Source organism: Chryseobacterium kimseyorum, from assembly GCF_025971945.1.
Classification (GTDB): Bacteria; Bacteroidota; Bacteroidia; order Flavobacteriales; family Weeksellaceae; genus Chryseobacterium; species Chryseobacterium kimseyorum.
Genome location: NZ_JAPDHW010000001.1, coordinates 399,488 through 415,997 on the forward strand (window position 1 = coordinate 399,488; position 16,510 = coordinate 415,997).

General features: G+C 38.1%; 17 protein-coding genes. All 17 read right to left on the reverse strand.

The features are described 5' to 3' along the window. Positions 1–84: 84 nt before the first annotated feature. The 17 genes from OMO38_RS01965 to OMO38_RS02045 all read right to left on the reverse strand — a co-directional run bounded on the left by OMO38_RS01965 (position 85) and on the right by OMO38_RS02045 (position 16,423). On the reverse strand, positions 85–2,541 hold the full coding sequence (locus OMO38_RS01965) for a ligase-associated DNA damage response DEXH box helicase (protein WP_264748566.1): 2,457 nt from the start codon (positions 2,539–2,541) through the stop codon (positions 85–87). Between the two features lie 248 nt (positions 2,542–2,789). Further along, the gene (locus OMO38_RS01970; protein WP_264748567.1) at positions 2,790–4,370 is read right to left on the reverse strand and encodes an ATP-dependent DNA ligase; all 1,581 of its coding nucleotides are present in this window, start codon (positions 4,368–4,370) and stop codon (positions 2,790–2,792) included. 302 nt (positions 4,371–4,672) lie between these two features. After that, positions 4,673–5,695, reverse strand: a complete 1,023-nt coding sequence (locus tag OMO38_RS01975) for a ligase-associated DNA damage response exonuclease (protein ID WP_034979735.1) — start codon at positions 5,693–5,695, stop codon at positions 4,673–4,675. A gap of 47 nt (positions 5,696–5,742) precedes the next feature. Further along, positions 5,743–6,102 (reverse strand): rhodanese-like domain-containing protein, encoded by a 360-nt coding sequence (locus tag OMO38_RS01980; protein ID WP_264748568.1) that lies wholly within the window; start codon positions 6,100–6,102, stop codon positions 5,743–5,745. After that, positions 6,099–6,401, reverse strand: a complete 303-nt coding sequence (locus OMO38_RS01985) for a DUF3817 domain-containing protein (protein ID WP_264748569.1) — start codon at positions 6,399–6,401, stop codon at positions 6,099–6,101. The genes OMO38_RS01980 and OMO38_RS01985 overlap by 4 nt, the downstream gene beginning before the upstream one ends. A gap of 2 nt (positions 6,402–6,403) precedes the next feature. Beyond that, positions 6,404–6,862, reverse strand: a complete 459-nt coding sequence (locus OMO38_RS01990) for a hypothetical protein (RefSeq protein WP_264748570.1) — start codon at positions 6,860–6,862, stop codon at positions 6,404–6,406. Between the two features lie 68 nt (positions 6,863–6,930). After that, positions 6,931–7,545, reverse strand: coding sequence for a TetR family transcriptional regulator (locus OMO38_RS01995; protein ID WP_319804175.1), 615 nt, complete (start codon positions 7,543–7,545; stop codon positions 6,931–6,933). A 61-nt stretch (positions 7,546–7,606) separates the two neighbouring features. Continuing rightward, positions 7,607–8,683, reverse strand: coding sequence for an SDR family oxidoreductase (locus OMO38_RS02000; protein ID WP_264748571.1), 1,077 nt, complete (start codon positions 8,681–8,683; stop codon positions 7,607–7,609). Between the two features lie 131 nt (positions 8,684–8,814). After that, positions 8,815–9,399 (reverse strand): Crp/Fnr family transcriptional regulator, encoded by a 585-nt coding sequence (locus OMO38_RS02005; RefSeq protein ID WP_264748572.1) that lies wholly within the window; start codon positions 9,397–9,399, stop codon positions 8,815–8,817. 21 nt (positions 9,400–9,420) lie between these two features. Then, the gene (locus tag OMO38_RS02010) at positions 9,421–9,891 is read right to left on the reverse strand and encodes a PPC domain-containing DNA-binding protein (protein WP_264748573.1); all 471 of its coding nucleotides are present in this window, start codon (positions 9,889–9,891) and stop codon (positions 9,421–9,423) included. Between the two features lie 4 nt (positions 9,892–9,895). After that, a complete protein-coding gene (locus OMO38_RS02015; RefSeq protein ID WP_264748574.1) occupies positions 9,896–10,291 on the reverse strand; it encodes a MauE/DoxX family redox-associated membrane protein in 396 nt (131 codons plus the stop codon). Positions 10,292–10,358: 67 nt separating this feature from the next. After that, positions 10,359–11,219 carry an NAD(P)-dependent oxidoreductase gene (locus OMO38_RS02020; RefSeq protein WP_264748575.1) on the reverse strand — a complete coding sequence of 287 codons (861 nt, stop codon included), beginning with the start codon at positions 11,217–11,219 and terminating at the stop codon, positions 10,359–10,361. 15 nt (positions 11,220–11,234) lie between these two features. Continuing rightward, positions 11,235–11,525 (reverse strand): DUF3861 domain-containing protein, encoded by a 291-nt coding sequence (locus OMO38_RS02025; RefSeq protein ID WP_264748576.1) that lies wholly within the window; start codon positions 11,523–11,525, stop codon positions 11,235–11,237. Between the two features lie 2 nt (positions 11,526–11,527). After that, positions 11,528–12,649, reverse strand: a complete 1,122-nt coding sequence (locus OMO38_RS02030) for an aldo/keto reductase (RefSeq protein WP_264748577.1) — start codon at positions 12,647–12,649, stop codon at positions 11,528–11,530. A gap of 264 nt (positions 12,650–12,913) precedes the next feature. Then, complete coding sequence (locus tag OMO38_RS02035) at positions 12,914–13,897, reverse strand: aldo/keto reductase (protein ID WP_264748578.1); 984 nt, start codon at positions 13,895–13,897, stop codon at positions 12,914–12,916. 34 nt (positions 13,898–13,931) lie between these two features. Then, positions 13,932–15,041 carry a major royal jelly family protein gene (locus OMO38_RS02040; RefSeq protein ID WP_264748579.1) on the reverse strand — a complete coding sequence of 370 codons (1,110 nt, stop codon included), beginning with the start codon at positions 15,039–15,041 and terminating at the stop codon, positions 13,932–13,934. A 5-nt stretch (positions 15,042–15,046) separates the two neighbouring features. Next, a complete protein-coding gene (locus OMO38_RS02045; protein WP_264748580.1) occupies positions 15,047–16,423 on the reverse strand; it encodes an amidohydrolase family protein in 1,377 nt (458 codons plus the stop codon). Positions 16,424–16,510 lie beyond the last annotated feature (87 nt).

The following is a 16,510-nucleotide window of genomic DNA, read 5'->3' on the forward strand; positions in this document are numbered from 1 at the left end:
TTTTCATTCTGCAATAACTTAATTTTTTAATATCGGCAACGTTGAAATTCCTTTGGAATGACAACTTTACGGATATCTTTCGACTCAATCGCCTTTAATATTTCTACCGGATTGCTTAATTAATTTTTGAATTCTCGCATCGAGATTTTCACTCGTCAAAGTCTGCCTTAAACTGTCGACCTTTATTGGGAAACTCAAAGGTGTAAATTTATTGGAATATTTTAAAATAAACTTCGATTTTTCAATCCTTTTAAAAGCTTCCACCAATCTCTGCTCTTGCAACTGCATATTAAAAACTTCCGTGTAGGCCTGTCTCACGAGAAAATGATTCGGGTCGTAATCTTCGAGCACTTTGAAAATCAATCCGGCTGAACTCTGCAAAGCTTTATTGGAACGTTGCTGTCCGGGGAAATTCTGCACAACCATTCCCGAAATCACCGCAATATCTCTGAATTTACGGCTTGCCATTTCCGCTGAATTGATACTTGAAATTACATCAACCATCAGATTATCTCTGGTCAGAATTCTATCTAAATTATCTTCAGTGATTGGAATTTCTTTGTCGCTGAACAGTTCAAAACCGTAGTCATTCATCGCCATTGAAAAAGAAATCGGAGCAAGTTTGGAAATTCGGTAGGCAATCAACGCTGCCATCACTTCGTGCACCAAACGTCCTTCGAAAGGGTACATAAACAAATGATATCCTTCGCGGTTTTTAATTAATTCAATCAAAAATTCATCTTCTCTTGGAATATGAGACCGTTTTTCCTGATTCGCCAAAAGTGGATGCAGAAATTTCAGTTCCTTCTCAGACGCTTTTGGGTTTAATGCACCGGATAGTTTTTCTCTTAAAAAATGTCCTAAATTTGAACTTAAAGGAAGTCTTCCGCCCAGATAACTCGGAGCCTGCGCTTTTCCTTTGGAAGCCCGAACGAAAACCGTCATATCTTTAATCATCGCCACTTCCAAAACACGACCGGCCAGAATAAATTTCTCTTCTTTTTTTAATCTCGAAATAAAATATTCCTCAACCATCCCAATGTAACCGCCTGAAATAAATTTCACTTTCAGCATCGCATCGCTGACAATCGCTCCCATATTCATCCGGTGAAGCATTGCAATTTTTCTGGAAGTCACTTTGTGCAAACCGTTTTCCATCACGACGACCTTGTGATACTCTTCATAGCTTTTTAAAGCACTTCCACCAATCGTGAGGAAATCAATCATCGCTTTCCATTCCTCCTCTCTGATTTCCTGAAAAGTATAGACTTTTTTAATTCTTTCGTAAACTTCGTTTGGTAAAAATCCATCACCAATCGCCAACGTCATCAGAAACTGAACCAAGACATCGAAACATAAAACCACAGGTTCTCGAGGCTCAATCACTTTCTGTTTTACAGCTTCTTTTAAAGCCGCAACTTCAATCAGTTCCAAAGAGTGTGTTGGAACACAGAAAATTTTTGACGTTTCAAAAGGGGAGTGGCCACTTCGTCCCGCACGTTGCAGAAATCTCGCAACGCCTTTCGCAGAGCCGATTTGAATGACTGTATCGACAGGCTTAAAGTCAATTCCCAAATCCAAAGATGACGTGGAAACGACGGCTTTCAGTTTTCCTGAACTTAAATTTTCTTCAATCCAGATTCTCAGATGCGCATCAATCGAACTGTGGTGAATGGCGATTTGTCCGGCAAAATCCGGATATGCGTTCAGCAGAAGCTGATACCACATTTCACTCTGACTTCGGGTATTTGTAAACACGATGGTCGATTTTGATTCCAAAATAATCGGAACCACTTTATCGGCTAATTTTTGTCCGAGATGCCCAGCCCAAGGCAAAAGTTCAACTTCATCTGGAAAAACCGAAATGATATCGATTTTCTTCAGTTCTTTCGCAGTAATTTTTGTTTTCTTAATGTCATAAGGAATCAAAACATCCTGCGCTTCTTCGAGGTTTCCGATGGTTGCCGTGATTCCCCAGATTTTAAGTTTAGGAACATAATGAAAGAGCTGTGAAATTCCCAATTCGACCATCACGCCCCGTTTTGAACCGAGCAATTCGTGCCACTCATCCACTGCAACGCAATGCATATTGGTAAAGAATTGCTGATGATTTTTTTGTCCTAAAAGTAAATGGAGACTTTCGGGTGTGACCACCAGAATTTCAGGCATATTTTTAACCTGCTGTAGACGTACTTTTGGGTCGGTATCACCGTTTCTTACGCCAACTGCCCAATCTAAACCAATCTCATCAATTGCTTCCTGCATTGCCTTGGCGATGTCTTTGGAAAGAGAACGAAGAGGCGTAATCCAAATCATTTTAAGCCCCTTTTTGTACTTGTCAGGATTTGTCAGAAAATCTGAAACCAAAGCTAAAAATACCGAAAACGTTTTCCCAAAACCCGTCGGAGCTACCACCATTCCGCTGTAGCCACTGCCAAATTTCTTCCAGGTATCGACCTGAAATTTAAATGGCGAGTTGCCCTTTTCCATCATCCAGTTCTGAATGATTTTAAAGCCTTCGGTATTTTCGTAGTTGCTCATTTTTACCACATAATTTTTCTTACTTTAACCACAAAAGTCACAAAAGATTTGTTTTGATTATATCTATTTCAAGTTCAAAAAAGGAAGATGCTTAATTTTTTACTTTCTTATTTTTACCACAAAAGTCACAAAAGATTTGTTTTTTTAAAGTTCAAAAAAGGCTTTGCCATCAGCTTTTTTGAACTTCTGATTCTCATTAATCAAAACTATTACAAAAACTTTTGTGACTTTTGTGGTTAAAATCAAATCTACTGTATCAATTTCTTAATCTCTTCAATATCATCAATATCATTTACCGTTTTGTCTTTCCGCCATCTTAAAATTCGTGGGAAACGTAACGCAACACCACTTTTGTGTCGGTTGCTGAAGCCAATACCTTCAAATGCAATTTCGAAAACCAGTTCAGCTTTCACGGTTCGGACGGGACCGAATTTTTCAATCGCATTTTTATTCACAAACTTGCTGACTTCCATTATTTCCTTATCCGTCAATCCTGAATAGGCTTTGGCAATGGTAACCAATTTATCGCCACTTTTCACGGCAAAACTGTAATCGGTGTAGTAGGCGCTTCTTCGTCCGCTACCTTTTTGGGCGTAAATCAGAACTGCATCAATCGTCAACGGACTGATTTTCCATTTCCACCAGTCGCCTTTTTTCCGTCCGGAATGGTAGTGTGAATTTTTCTGTTTCAGCATCAAACCTTCACTGTTGATTTCCCTTGAATTTTCCCGGATTAAATCTAATTTGCTCCAGTCTTCAAAATCAATGGCCTGAGAAATTTTAATGTTTCCCTGCTCTTCATTTAATAATAATTCTTCCAACATTGCTCTTCTGGCGGAGATAGGTTTTTCCCTTAAATCAGTTCCTTCCAGTTCCAGAATATCATATGCAAAAACTTCAATCGGAATTTCAGCGAGCATTTTTTTAGTTAAAGTTTTACGGTTCAAACGTTTCTGTAATTCATTAAAATTTAAAACATTACCTTCCATCACCGCAAGTATTTCTCCATCTATCACAAAGTTGCCTTTCATCGCTTTCACGGTCTTGGCAATTTCGGGAAACTGCTCAGTGACCAATTCTTCACCACGCGACCAGATAAAAACTTCACCGTTTCGTCTGATAATTTGTCCACGGATGCCGTCCCACTTATATTCAATGAGCCATTCTTCAGGTTTTCCCAAATCTTCCAGCTCTTTTTCAAGCTGATAAGCCAGACAGAAAGGGTAGGGTTTTGAATTGTCGGGATTGATATTTTCAGCCGAAATCAATTCCTGAAATGAAACTTCATCCGGTTGCCATTTCCCCATTAAACTGTGCATCAGCGTACTCGCTTCCTGTCCGGAAAACTTCGTAAGAGAATTAATTAAAGTCTTTGAGGAAACTCCAATTCTGAAACTTCCACCCAGTAATTTATTGAAAATCAATCGTTCCGTGTAATCCAAACCGTTCCAGGAATTAAGAACAAATTCTTTTTTCTCAGCTTCGGTTTTCGTTTTAAGTCCGATGATTTCGGTCATCCATTCAGATAAAGTTTTCTCTATTTTTTCAGTTGGTGGCGGAAGAATCAAGGATATCGTTTCACCCAAATCGCCGACTGAAGAGTAACTTTCCTGAAAGAGCCAGAATGGCAGTTGGGTAATTTCCAATGCCCATTCTTTCATATAGTTGGTGTTCACATTTCGCTTGGGTCTTTTTCCCGTAAACAGGGCGATGAACCACAATTTATCATCATCAGGCGCACGCTCAAGATAATCTATGATGGCATCGATTTTAGCATTGGTTTTATTCGTGCTTTCGAGGGCGTTGATGAGTTCTGCGAAATTTTTCATTGCTTATCTTTTGTTTAATTTGGGCAGCTGTATCCGCCTTCCGTTCTCAATCTTTTTTTGCAAGAAGTTTTGTCTTTAATTGAAGTTTCATTTTATGCAAAAAAAGGATTTCCACTCAAGTCGGGCTGCGAGCAATTCGATGTTTAAAAATTAATAGGTCACTCCTAAGGAGCTCTTATAATTCTTATTCTATTCTGTTATTAGCAGTTCGCTCGTACGGAGCTGTTAAATAATATTCAACATTTTTCAATGTGATATCTGTTTTTGAAGTTTGCTATCAACCTTGTCAAGGTTATTTAGAATCAATCATCATCTTTTACAACTTCTTTTTCAGTTACCTCTTCATCATCGTCACCATACAAAGTTTCCACAACATCAGATTTAATTCCCAATTCATTTAAATATTTAGAAAAAACTTCGGTTTGTCCGTGCGTTACGTGAACGATTTCTGCTTCAGTTGCTTTGATGGCCTGCAATAATCCTTTCCAGTCGGCGTGGTCGCTCATCGGAAAACCTGCATCCATACTTCGCCACCTTCTCGCACCGCGAACCTGCATCCAACCGGAGCAAATTGCGGTTGCTGCATCAGGAATTTTCTTGATGACATTGCTGTCTAACAATGCCGGCGGAACAATTACGATATCGCCTGCAACGTGTTTGATGCTTTCCCTGAAATCGGGAACTTCATAATCGGGAAGCACGATTCCAACTTCTTCAAAGGCTTTATTAAGTTTTCCAATCGAGTAGTGAACGTGAATTTTCCCCATTCCTTCTACGGCTTTCATAATGCGTTGCGCTTTACCCAAAGAATATCCGATGAACACAGAAGTCTTCTGATTTTCCTGATTTCTTAAAACCCAATTCTGCAGTCTTTTATTTAAATCCGGAACTTCGAGCCAGTTGTAAATGGGAAGCCCGAATGTACTTTCCGTCACAAATTCATTGCATTTTACCAACTCAAACGGTGTACTCAAACCATCATCCTGAACTTTATAGTCACCTGAAATCACACTTACGTAACCTTTATATTCCAAGCGAATTTGTGCCGAGCCAATGATATGACCAGCCGGATGCATCGAAAGTTTGACACCATTAATGTCTAAAACCTCGCCGTATTGCAAGGTCTGACATTCTATGTCCGGAGAAATTCTTTGATGTAAAATAGGTTTTGTGAAATGATGACAAAGGTATTTTTTCATTCCCCAACGCGCGTGGTCGGCGTGTCCGTGCGTGATAACCGCATAGTCTACAGGTCGCCACGGGTCAATGTAAAATTTACCCTGCGGACAGTAAATACCTTTGTTTGTGAATGTGATGAGTTTCAAAAGCGTGATGATTAGTGTGCTTCTGAATATTCAAAAATCTAACCAAATTACTTTTGTTCCAAACTTTTCTGCAAATCACTCCAGGCACCGCCGTTGTAGACTTTTTTAAATCCTTTTTCCTTTAAGATAGATTCCACTTTTACACTTCGCAAACCGTGAGAACAGACTGTGATGTAGGTTTTGTCTGGATCGAGTTCGGTGTACCTTTCTCTGATATTTCCTAAAGAAATATTCTGTGAACCAGCGATATGTCCGGTTTCAAATTCTCTTTCTGTTCTTACATCTAAAATTACGGCTCCGTTTTTAATCAGTTTGTCTAGACCATCGTCCAAAGTCTGATATTGATAAACTCTGTATACAACGTAAATCAACAAGATTACTCCGCAGAAAATCAGAAGGTTTTTCATAGTTTGCTCAGGATTTTTTTATCGATATAAAATGTTCCGAACGGAATGATGCACGCTAAAAGAACTTTCCAGGTTGTTTCTTTAAACTTCCAGTTTTGTTCGACGCCAACACTTAAAGTATTGAATAAAAAAAGCAGAAATAATGAACCGTGAATCGGTCCCATCATTTTGACGAAAGCAGGATTATCAAATCCATATTTTAAGGGAACAGCAATGAATACTAAGGTTAATAACGAAATTCCTTCAAGAATAGCCATGATTCTTAGGCGTCCGATTTTAGTTTTAAATAAATCAATCATAATTATCTGAAATAAGGTCTGTTGGCGAGCGGTGAAAATGGCCACGGAATAGCGATGAAAATTATCACTAAAGCGATAACGAAGTAAATTAATATTGTCTTAAATTTCTCCCTGTCATCGGTCTTTCTTTTTGAAATGGAGGAACCAATGGTAATTAGAATAATGGAAATAAGCATCAGTGAAATGTGAATCAATCCGAAAAAAAATAAGTCAAAAGATTCTCGGGCTTCGGTGAAATTCTTCCAAAAATATTTGATAATGGGACTTTGAGAATAGAAGGTGATTCCCAAAACCAGTTGAATATGTGTAATGGTCGCCGTCCAGTGTCTGACGGAATCGTCTGTTTTTGAAAAGATTTTATCGGAAAAGTAACCTTGATAAGCTCTGAAAATCGAGTAGAGCAAACTCAGTAAAACCAGCCAGCGAAATATGGAATGGAGAAATGTAAGTGTTTGATACATTGTTATAAATTTCAATGCAGCAAAGATAAATCAAAAACATACTAATTAGTATGTTTTTAAGAAAAAAATTATTTCAGGCTTTCAAAATAATTCTTAAGTCCTTTTAAATAAATAAGATATACAGATTTTGAATTTTCAAGTTTACCTAAATTCCGTACACCCCAATATCCCGATATTACAAAAACAGCAACCTCTTTCGCATTCACATCAGATTTTAAAACTCCGTCCTTCTTGGCTTTTTCAATGGAGTCAATCATTGTTTTTTCCCAGTCGAGGGAGAGGTTATTTAAAGCTTTTGTAAAATCAATATTCCACGGCGCCATTTCCTGAGTAAAATTGGAGGCCGGACAGCCGTATTCCACTTTCAAATCTACACTTTTCATCAGTAAATAATGAAGTAAATTATAAATCGTGTCCAAAGGATTTCCCTCAGTTTGAAAAGGCTGGATGAAGTTGTTTTTAAAATTGGGGATCATCAGTTCATTGAGAATCGCCAGACCCATTTCATCTTTGGTTTTAAAGTGATAATAAAAGGCACCTTTCGTAACCTGAGTTGTAGCGATAATTTCATCAACACTTGTTGTCTGATACCCTTTTTGGTAAATCAGTTCAAAAGCTTTCTGAAGAATATTTAAGCGGGTTTCCTGAGATTTTTTCATAAGATACCAACGAATCTGTTTCACAAAGGAACAAATTTTATCAAACAAAAAAAAGAGCTGTTATAAAACAACTCTTCTTCAAATTTTAAGGAATAATCTTTTCTTCTTTTAATTTTTTAAATAAGTCAAAGAAAGATTCTTCGGTATTCTGAAATTCTCTGAATCCTGCCTTTCGGCTGTTGGTCATGTCTGTCATTACTTCAAGAGGTCTTCCTAAATCCAAATCGGTGTGCCATGCGGAAGATAATCTTTCGATATTTACTTCTTTTAATTCATATTTCTCTACAATTTTGCTCCAGATTTCCTGATCGTTCTGCATCTCTTTTTCGAGAGGTCTGATTTCATTCTCAAAACCTACTGCTTCAACGCCAAAATATGCTGCCAGTCTGTACCACAACCATTTCCAGCGGAAAATATCTCCGTTGGTGATATTGAATGCTGTGTTTTTAGCAGATTCTGTTGTAGATGCCCAAACCAGTTGTTTTGCTAAAATTCTCGCGTCGGTTACATCGGAAATTCCATTCCACTGTGCGGATGAACCGGGCCAGATGAATTTTCTGCCAGTCTCTTTGCAGATGCTTGCGTACACTGCCAAAGTCGTTCCCAGATTCATGGCATTTCCCACTGCATAACCGATTACGGTATGCGGTCTATGAATGCTCCAGCTGAAACCATCCCTGTCGGCCGCTGCATAAACTTCATCTTCCTGAGCGTAATAAAAGTTGGGAAGGGGAAGTCGTGGCTGTTCTTCTCTCAAAGGCGTTTCCGGAAGTTTTCCTTCTTTTGCGTAGGCTTCAAACGGTCCAAGGTAATGTTTTAAACCTGTAACCAGAGCAACATGCTGAATTGATTTTTTAGGAGATAAAACGTTTAAAAGATTTCTTACCAAAGCACTGTTGACACGGATGTTTTCTTCTTCGGTGTCATTCCGCATCCAGGTTGTAAAAAATACGTGAGTGGGAGCGATGTTTTCTAAAGCATTTTCTAAACTTTCGATATTTAAAAGATCAGCTTTAACGGAAATTAATCCTTCGATATTATTGTTGGGATTTCTGGAGATTCCGTATGCTGTCCAGCCCTGAGAAATAAGCTCGTTGGCGAGGTTGCTTCCGGTAATTCCGGTAGCACCAACAACTAAGGCGATATTTTTATTGTTTTCCATTTGTAAAATTTCTCCTACAAAGTTACCGCGATCATTGGTTAAAGCACTTGATCTGGGTCATGAGTTTCACTCAATTCAAAATTTAAAATTTAAGATTCAAGGTTTAGAATTCAAGGTTCTTAAGTTCAAAATTACAGCTTTTTTAATAGAAGTTTCCTGCGGATTCTGCTCACGGTTTCCGGAGCTAAACCTAAAAATGAAGCAATAAGATTGTGCGGAATTCTTTTGATTATTTCAGGATTTTTTTTGGAAAACTCAAGGTATTTCTCTTCGGCGGTATAACTGTTTGATGCAATTAAACGATAATCTTTCGTCACCAAACTGTTCTGATACAAAATTCTGAAATAACGGTCCATCACGGGAATTTCTAACGTCAGTTTTTCGTAATCTTCAAGACTGATCATCAGCAATTCTGTTTCTTCAACGGCATCAATATTCAAGACGGCTTTTTCCTGACTGATAAAACTTTTAAAATCTGAAATCCACCATCCTTCGAAAGCAAACATATTAATATTCTCTCCTCCTTTTTCATCCACAAAATACGATTTAAGCAAACCTTCACCCACAAAAGAAAGATGAGTGCAAATGTCTCCTTCTTTCAAAAGAAACTGTTTTTTCTTCAGTTTTTTAACCGAAAAGAAAGACTGTAATTCAGTTTTTTCTTCGTTGGTTAAATTTACTTTGTTTTGAATATGTGAAATGAGAATATCAAACATGAAGAGAAATATACGTCAAAATTAAGGTTTATCGTTCGACTTTTCAAAATCATAAAGATTGATTCCAATATCCTCATTTTTAGTTTTAAAAACGGGAATTGCCATTGGATAGAAAAAAAATTCTCCTGCTCCGCGAATTTTTGCATCCTGTAAATGTCCCGCAATTGCCGAATAATCCTGCCTTCCCAAAGTAATATGTAGATGGAGTAGTGGTTTATTTTCTGTTACGGAAACGTTGCCCGAGATATTGGTCACTTCCATTTGTTCGTTAAACTTTTTGTCTACATAATCTTTCGTAGAAAAGTCAAAAAATCTTAAAGTTGCTTCACTCACGGCACCAATTCCGGTGACCTGACCGGATTTAATGTTCTGATTTAATACAAAATCTTTCAGAGCCTGCACAATGCTCGACTGATCTTTAATACTGACGATATAATTATTTTCAATTTTTTTGGCGGTCCATAATTCGCCTTCTAAAATCCGTTCTTTCATATTGTTATATTATGGGTTGATGTTCTTCTGAACTGTATCTTAAATAAAACCACAAAAGTGCAAACAGATACAGTGAGTGGAGCAGCTGTGCTTCAATGGCTGACCAGTTTTCAACGGAACTGCTTCCAAAAATAAGGATGCTCATTAATGCAAGTGATGCATAAATGGTTAATTTTGGTTTAAAACCAATCAACAAAGCTATTCCGACAATCGCTTCTAAAAATGGGAGCAGATATCCGAAAGGTGTAATCAACACTTCAGGAATTGCAGATTTATCCATAGATTTTACCATGCCTTCGGTAAAAGCCTGCAGTTTTGGAATTCGTACCAAGCCGTGACCCGCCAGTGAAATGGCGATTGGAAGTCTCAGGAAGAAGAATAAGATTTTGAAGTCTTTCATAGTTTTTGTTTTTGGTTGGATGTCAGTTGGTGGTTGATAGAAATTTATCTTCTCAAGTTCATTACATTTATTTCTGGTCTTGGTTCTTTTTTAAATAATTGATAATTCCAATCACATCGTCTTTCCCGAAGCCATCGTTTTGAGCGGACTGATAAGTTTCAATTAAAGTTTGAGAAAGAGGAAAATCTGCACCGGCATCTTTTGCGAGCAGAATATCTTTCAACATTAAATCTAAAGAAAATGCAGGCTGATAATTGTCTTCAACCAAAAGAGGCGTTTTAACTTTGGTCGCACCGCTTCCGCTTGCACTTTCGTTGATAATGTCGAGCATATCTTTTCTTTCAATTCCCAACTGATCTGAGAACAGAATTGTTTCTGCCAAACCCTGATAAAGCGTTGAAATAAAGTAATTGACCGACAGTTTTGCCGCCAGACCTTTTCCGTTTTTGCCTAAATGTTTGATCTGTTTACCAAGTTTTTCTAAATACGGTTTTGCTCTTTCCACATCATTCCCATCTCCACCGACCATGAAAATTAAAGTGCCTTCGGCAGCTGGTTTTGTACTTCCCGCAACCGGAGCATCAAGGAACGACGCTTCTTTTATTTTAACGGCATCTGCAAGTTTTGTACTCGCTTCAGGTGAGATTGTACTCATATCGACGAACAGTTTTTCTGAAATATTCAGTTCTAAAATCTGTCTGTAAACATCTTTTGCTGCTTCATCATTGGTCAGCATTGTGAAAATAATATCACTGTTTTCCACCAGTTCTTTCACGTCATCAGCAACTTCTGACTTAGCTTTAAATTCTTCCGCTTTCCCCGCAGTTCTGTTGTAAACAGTTAATGGAAATCCTGCTTTCTCCAGATTTTTCGCCATCGGATGTCCCATATTTCCCAAACCGATAAAGCCTATTTTTTCTGTGCTCATATTTTACTATCTAAATTAATAACTTTTAAGTTTTTTCATGAATTCTGAAATTGCCGGACTTAAATCTTCAAACAGCGGGTGATTTTTATTTTTAATTAAAACTTCTGTAAATAATTTCAAACCTAATGTAAATTCAAGAGACGTTTTTTCATCTTCAAAGAGATTTTTAGTTTTTATTAAATAGAAAATTTTAAAAAGATCATCATGGTTTTCAAACTCAAAAGAAAGATTCTTTCCGGCTATCGAGCCATCTTTTAATTCTAATTCTTTCAGATCAATATGGTATCTGTTATTTCTTTTTTCCATAATTAAGCTTTTGGTGTTGGAGCATTTTCTTCAATTAATTTTTCCTTTTTCAGTTCTGCCCAGAATCCTGCAGGAATTTTCGTTTTAAACGATGCCGCATTTTCTTCAGACTGTTTTACCGTGTGAGCCCCCGGAATTACTCCGGAAACCACATCCGGAGCTGCCGCAAACTGAAGCGCAGCCGTTCTCAGATCTACTTTATGATTATTTGCAACACGTTGCAGTGCCACCAGTTTTTCTTTCACCCCAGCCGGAAAATCGCCATTGTATAAATACCGGTCTTTACCTGACAGAAAACCTGCACACAAAGGCGCTCCCACAACAATTGAAATTTCTTTTTCAGCTGCTTTCGGGAATACTTTATTCAGATCGTCTTTGTGATCAATCAATGAATACTGACACGCTGAAAGGAAAATATCAGGATCAGAAACTTCGATGGCTTTTAAAATAGGTTCGATGGTGTTGACTCCAAATCCCCAGCCTTTAATAAGACCTTCTTCACGCATTTTTATCAGCTCGGGCATGGCGCCTTTGGCAGCAATATCAAAATATTTTACCCAATCCCCCTTCATATCTTTGTTATCCGGCGACAAATCGTGGATGAAAACGATGTCTAATGAGGCAACTCCCAATCTGTTCAGACTGTCTTCTACACTTTTTCTGGCGCCGGCAGCTGTGTAATCGTACTCATAAGAAAAGTTGAGTTTTCCTTTCCATAAACCATCCAGTTTAAAATCGTCATGTGGTTTAAGTATTCTTCCCATCTTTGTGGAAATCGTAAACTCATCGCGTTTTTTGTCTTTCAGAAACAAGCCCATTCTGTGTTCGCTGAGTCCCAAACCGTACCATGGAGAAGTATCGAAATAACGAACTCCCGCATTCCAGGCCGCTTCAATGGATTGTAAACATTCGATATCGGGATTTAAGTTGAACCCATTTCCTAAGGCGACACCGCCAAATCCTGATTTATATTTGGGTCTGAATCTTTTTCCCAGTTCTTTATTTTCAAATTGTTCCATAAAATTTTCTTTAAGTAGTTGTGATGCAAACGCAGGTACGGCAGATGAAGCCATCAATCCTGCTGCGGCAAGCCCGCTGTTTTTAATGAATGTTCTTCTTTCCATATTTAATATTTTATTGGTGTGATTCTATTTATCTAAAAGCATTGCCAGACAATATTTTTAACAAACACATCGCTTTTAAGCTTAAAAAATGCAGCTTAATTTATTTAAGAAACAAACCTGTATTTCATTCTTAAGTGAAACGCCGTTGTTTATCTTCATCTGTAGTAGAATAAAATTCCTTGTCTAACCTTGCGTTTAAAATTTAGTCAAACAAATTTCTCTATCAAATCAGATCAGTCAGATTATCCAAGCAATGGATTTAATTTAAAACGCATTCACCAAATCATCAATTGTTTTCAGTTCCTCTTTGCTTATTTTAATTTCGATTGCTTTTGCATTTTGCACAGCCTGTTCTGCATTTCTTGCTCCTGCTAATGCAATTGTGATGCCTGGTCTTTCAATCGTCCATTTTAAAACCAGTTGGCCCAGAGATGCACTGTGCTGTTCTGCAATCGGTTTTATTTGATCTAAAAGCTTATTTGTCTTCTCAATAAAATCTGGCTGGAAATGAGGATGACCCGCTCTGTGATCGCCGTCCTGAAATTTGTAATCTGAAGTGATTTTTCCCGTCAGCAAACCTCTTTCCAACGGACTGTATGCTAAGATAGATTTGCTGTTTTCAATGCAGTAAGGAACCGTTTCCTCTTCAACTCCACGATTCACCATACTGAAAGGAATCTGATTGGAGACCAATTTCAAAGTCTTCTCAGCCTCAGCCATTTGAGCAGCATCATAATTACACACGCCTGCAAAACGAACTTTCCCCTGCTCAATTAATTTTGAAACCGCTTCAAAAGTTTCGTCAATCGGCGTAGTAGAATCCGGCCAGTGAATCTGATACAGATCAATATAATCTGTGCCTAATCTTTTTAAACTCTGTTCACATTCGTAGATAATGCTTTCTTTTCCGGCATATTTGTACACGTCGATATCCTGACCCTCGTTATTTTTACTGTGCATGGCAAGATTTCCTTTTGCCAGATCCCACCGCATCCCGAATTTGGTTAAGATCTGAACTTTATCTCTGGAGTACCCTTTGACAGCTTCACCAACAATTTCCTCACTAACGCCCTGACCATAGATTGGAGCTGTGTCAATCGAAGTTACGCCGACATCATAAGAAGCTTTGATCGCATCAATCGCCTCGTTTCTGTCTGTGCTTCCCCACATCCATCCGCCGGCAGCCCAGGCTCCGAAAGTGATTGCTGAAACTTCTAAATTGCTGTGTCCTAATTTTCTGTATTCCATAATTTTTATTGTATAAAGTGTAATGTTATATTTATTACTGTTCTGTTTTAATTTTAACGACTAAGTAAGGCGGTTTCCTTAAATCTTTTCCATCATTAAATCCGGGAAGTCGATTCCACTGTCCGAGAGTGACGTAAACATATCCATTTCTGTACGCAAGGCCATCCGGCCAGACATAATTTTCTCTGTCGTATGAAATCTGAGAAAATTCTCCTGCCGAATTTCTTTTCACGATAGACTGTTGTTCAAATGCTCCAAAGTAAATGTTTCCTTTTTCATCTTCTGCCAAACCATCGCAGGCTGGTCTTTCACCTTCAAATTTTACTGCATTTTCAATTTCCTGTTCCGTCGAATCAAGATTGCTCAGAAGATCTGTTGAGATACTGTATAATTTTCTACTGCTGATAGCCGTCCAGTACAATGTTTTCTCATCCGGACTTATTGCAATTCCATCTGCACCGCCTAAAGGAAATTTTTGTTTTTTGAAATCATACTTCAATGGTTTTCCTTCCAAAAATGCTACAAAACTCTGATCAGGAGAAGTGGAATAGTGGTTCAGGAGAACTTCTTTCGCTTTTCCTGTAGCAACATCCAAAACAACCAGAGAAAACCGTTCACCAAATCCTGAATTTGCAATGTAGACAGTGCCTTTCGAGCCATGAGACAAATCCACGCGGAGATCGTTGTAATGGGCATCATCCGACAAAACCGGTTTGGGAATAATGATCGTATGAATAATTTTTTTCGTATAGATGTCAATTCCCACTACCTTGGCTGCACCTTCAGGAATTTCTTTCTGTCCGGAACGTTTTCCGTCATCTAGAACCCATAAAACATCATTTTTATCGATGTACATTCCGTGTGGTGAAACTAACCAGTTTTTGTAATCCTTAGTGCCCGGATAAACATATTCTTTATTGGGAAAAGGAATTAATTTACCGTCGACCACTTCTGCCAGAGCCAATTCTTTATGATTGTCTGCATGACGTGGAAATCCCAGAAATACCCGGTCGTTTGAGCTCACTGCGATTCCTGAAGGATCCGGATTGGGTGGTGAAATTTTAGTTACCAATTCATAATTCGACTGTGCATTTGCTAATAGAGAAATTCCAACAAAACATATACTCAATATCAACTTTTTCATACCTTCTATTTTGCAATTGGACCTTTACTGACTTCTTTTCCGGCTTTATACACCAAAAAGATGTCTCTCGTGTTTTTAATATTTTTTGAAGGATCTGAATTTAAGATGATAAAATCTGCCGTTTTCCCAGTCTCAATCGTCCCAAAATCCTTATCTATTTTTAAAGCTTTCGCCGAATTTTTCGTCGCCACGGTAATTGCCTGAAGCGGAGTTAATCCCGATTCTGTCATCAACTGTAATTCCAGATGTTCAGAAAATCCCTGAGCTCTCAAAGGCATTGCACCGCTGTCTGTTCCCATTGCCACAGGAATTCCTGCATCGAAAACTTTTTTCAGATTCTGTTTTGCGATTTCAAAAGCTTTCATATTCTTGGCAAAGGCAGGAGAATTTTTAAGTTCATTCTGATACTTTTCTGAGGTGATCATCTCAAAAACGCCTTGCTCGAGTGACTTTTTGAAGAATTCATCATTAATCCATTCCGGTTTTTTAGCGTAGACGTACGCGAACTCATCCAGAGAAAGGGTAGGAATGTAGATGATGTTTTTTGCTTTCATCTGAACTAAAGTCGCATCATCAATCACTTCGCTTCTAACGCTGTGACCGATCACATCAATTCCATCCTTCACCAATTGTTTTAAATCGGATAAATAATAAACGTGCGCTGCAACACGCAGATCCCGCTTGTGTGCCTCAGTAATAATGGCTTTATAAATTTCCGGACTGATTTTCTTTTTAAATTTTCCGTTAAAATCATCCACCCAGATTTTCACCAGCTCAGCATTAATCTTTTTTAAACTGTCCATATGCACCGGAATTTCCTTCACAGTTTTCGGTCTGAACACTTTATCCATTGCAAAATCGAGTGGTGGAGCACCGTCAGTAACGCCGAAGCCATATCCTGCAGAATGAATTCTTGCTCCGTCAATTTCTCCTTTCGCAGATTTTTCTCTTAAACCACTTTCAAACAGTAAAGGTCGGTCAGTTCCCATCGACATGACATTGAGCACGCCATAATCCTGATATTTCTTCAGTTGAGAACGAATATTTTCTTCCGTATAATTTTCAGGAACTGTGGTCGTTCCCTTTAAAGTTCCGACATGCGAATGGGCAGAAATCAAAGCCGGAATCAGTATTTTTCCTTTTAAATCAATCTTCTCAGCGCTGTCATCCGAAATATTGTTTCCAATAGCAGCAATCTTTCCGTTTTTTACCAGCACTTTAGTATTCTGAATGGGCTGACCGCCGTTGCCATCGATGAGCATTACATTCTCAAAAAGAATGTTTTTATTCTCAGTATTGGAACTTTCTTTTTTATTTTGACTGCACGAAAAAAGAACGGTCGCAGCCACCAGAATCCCTGATAGTTTTTTAATAAAATTCATATATAATATTTTTAATTGATGTGTCTGAAAAGTCTTTATCTCGCTTTAAAAAATCTATTTTAAACCTTGATCATCAAGACTTCCTAC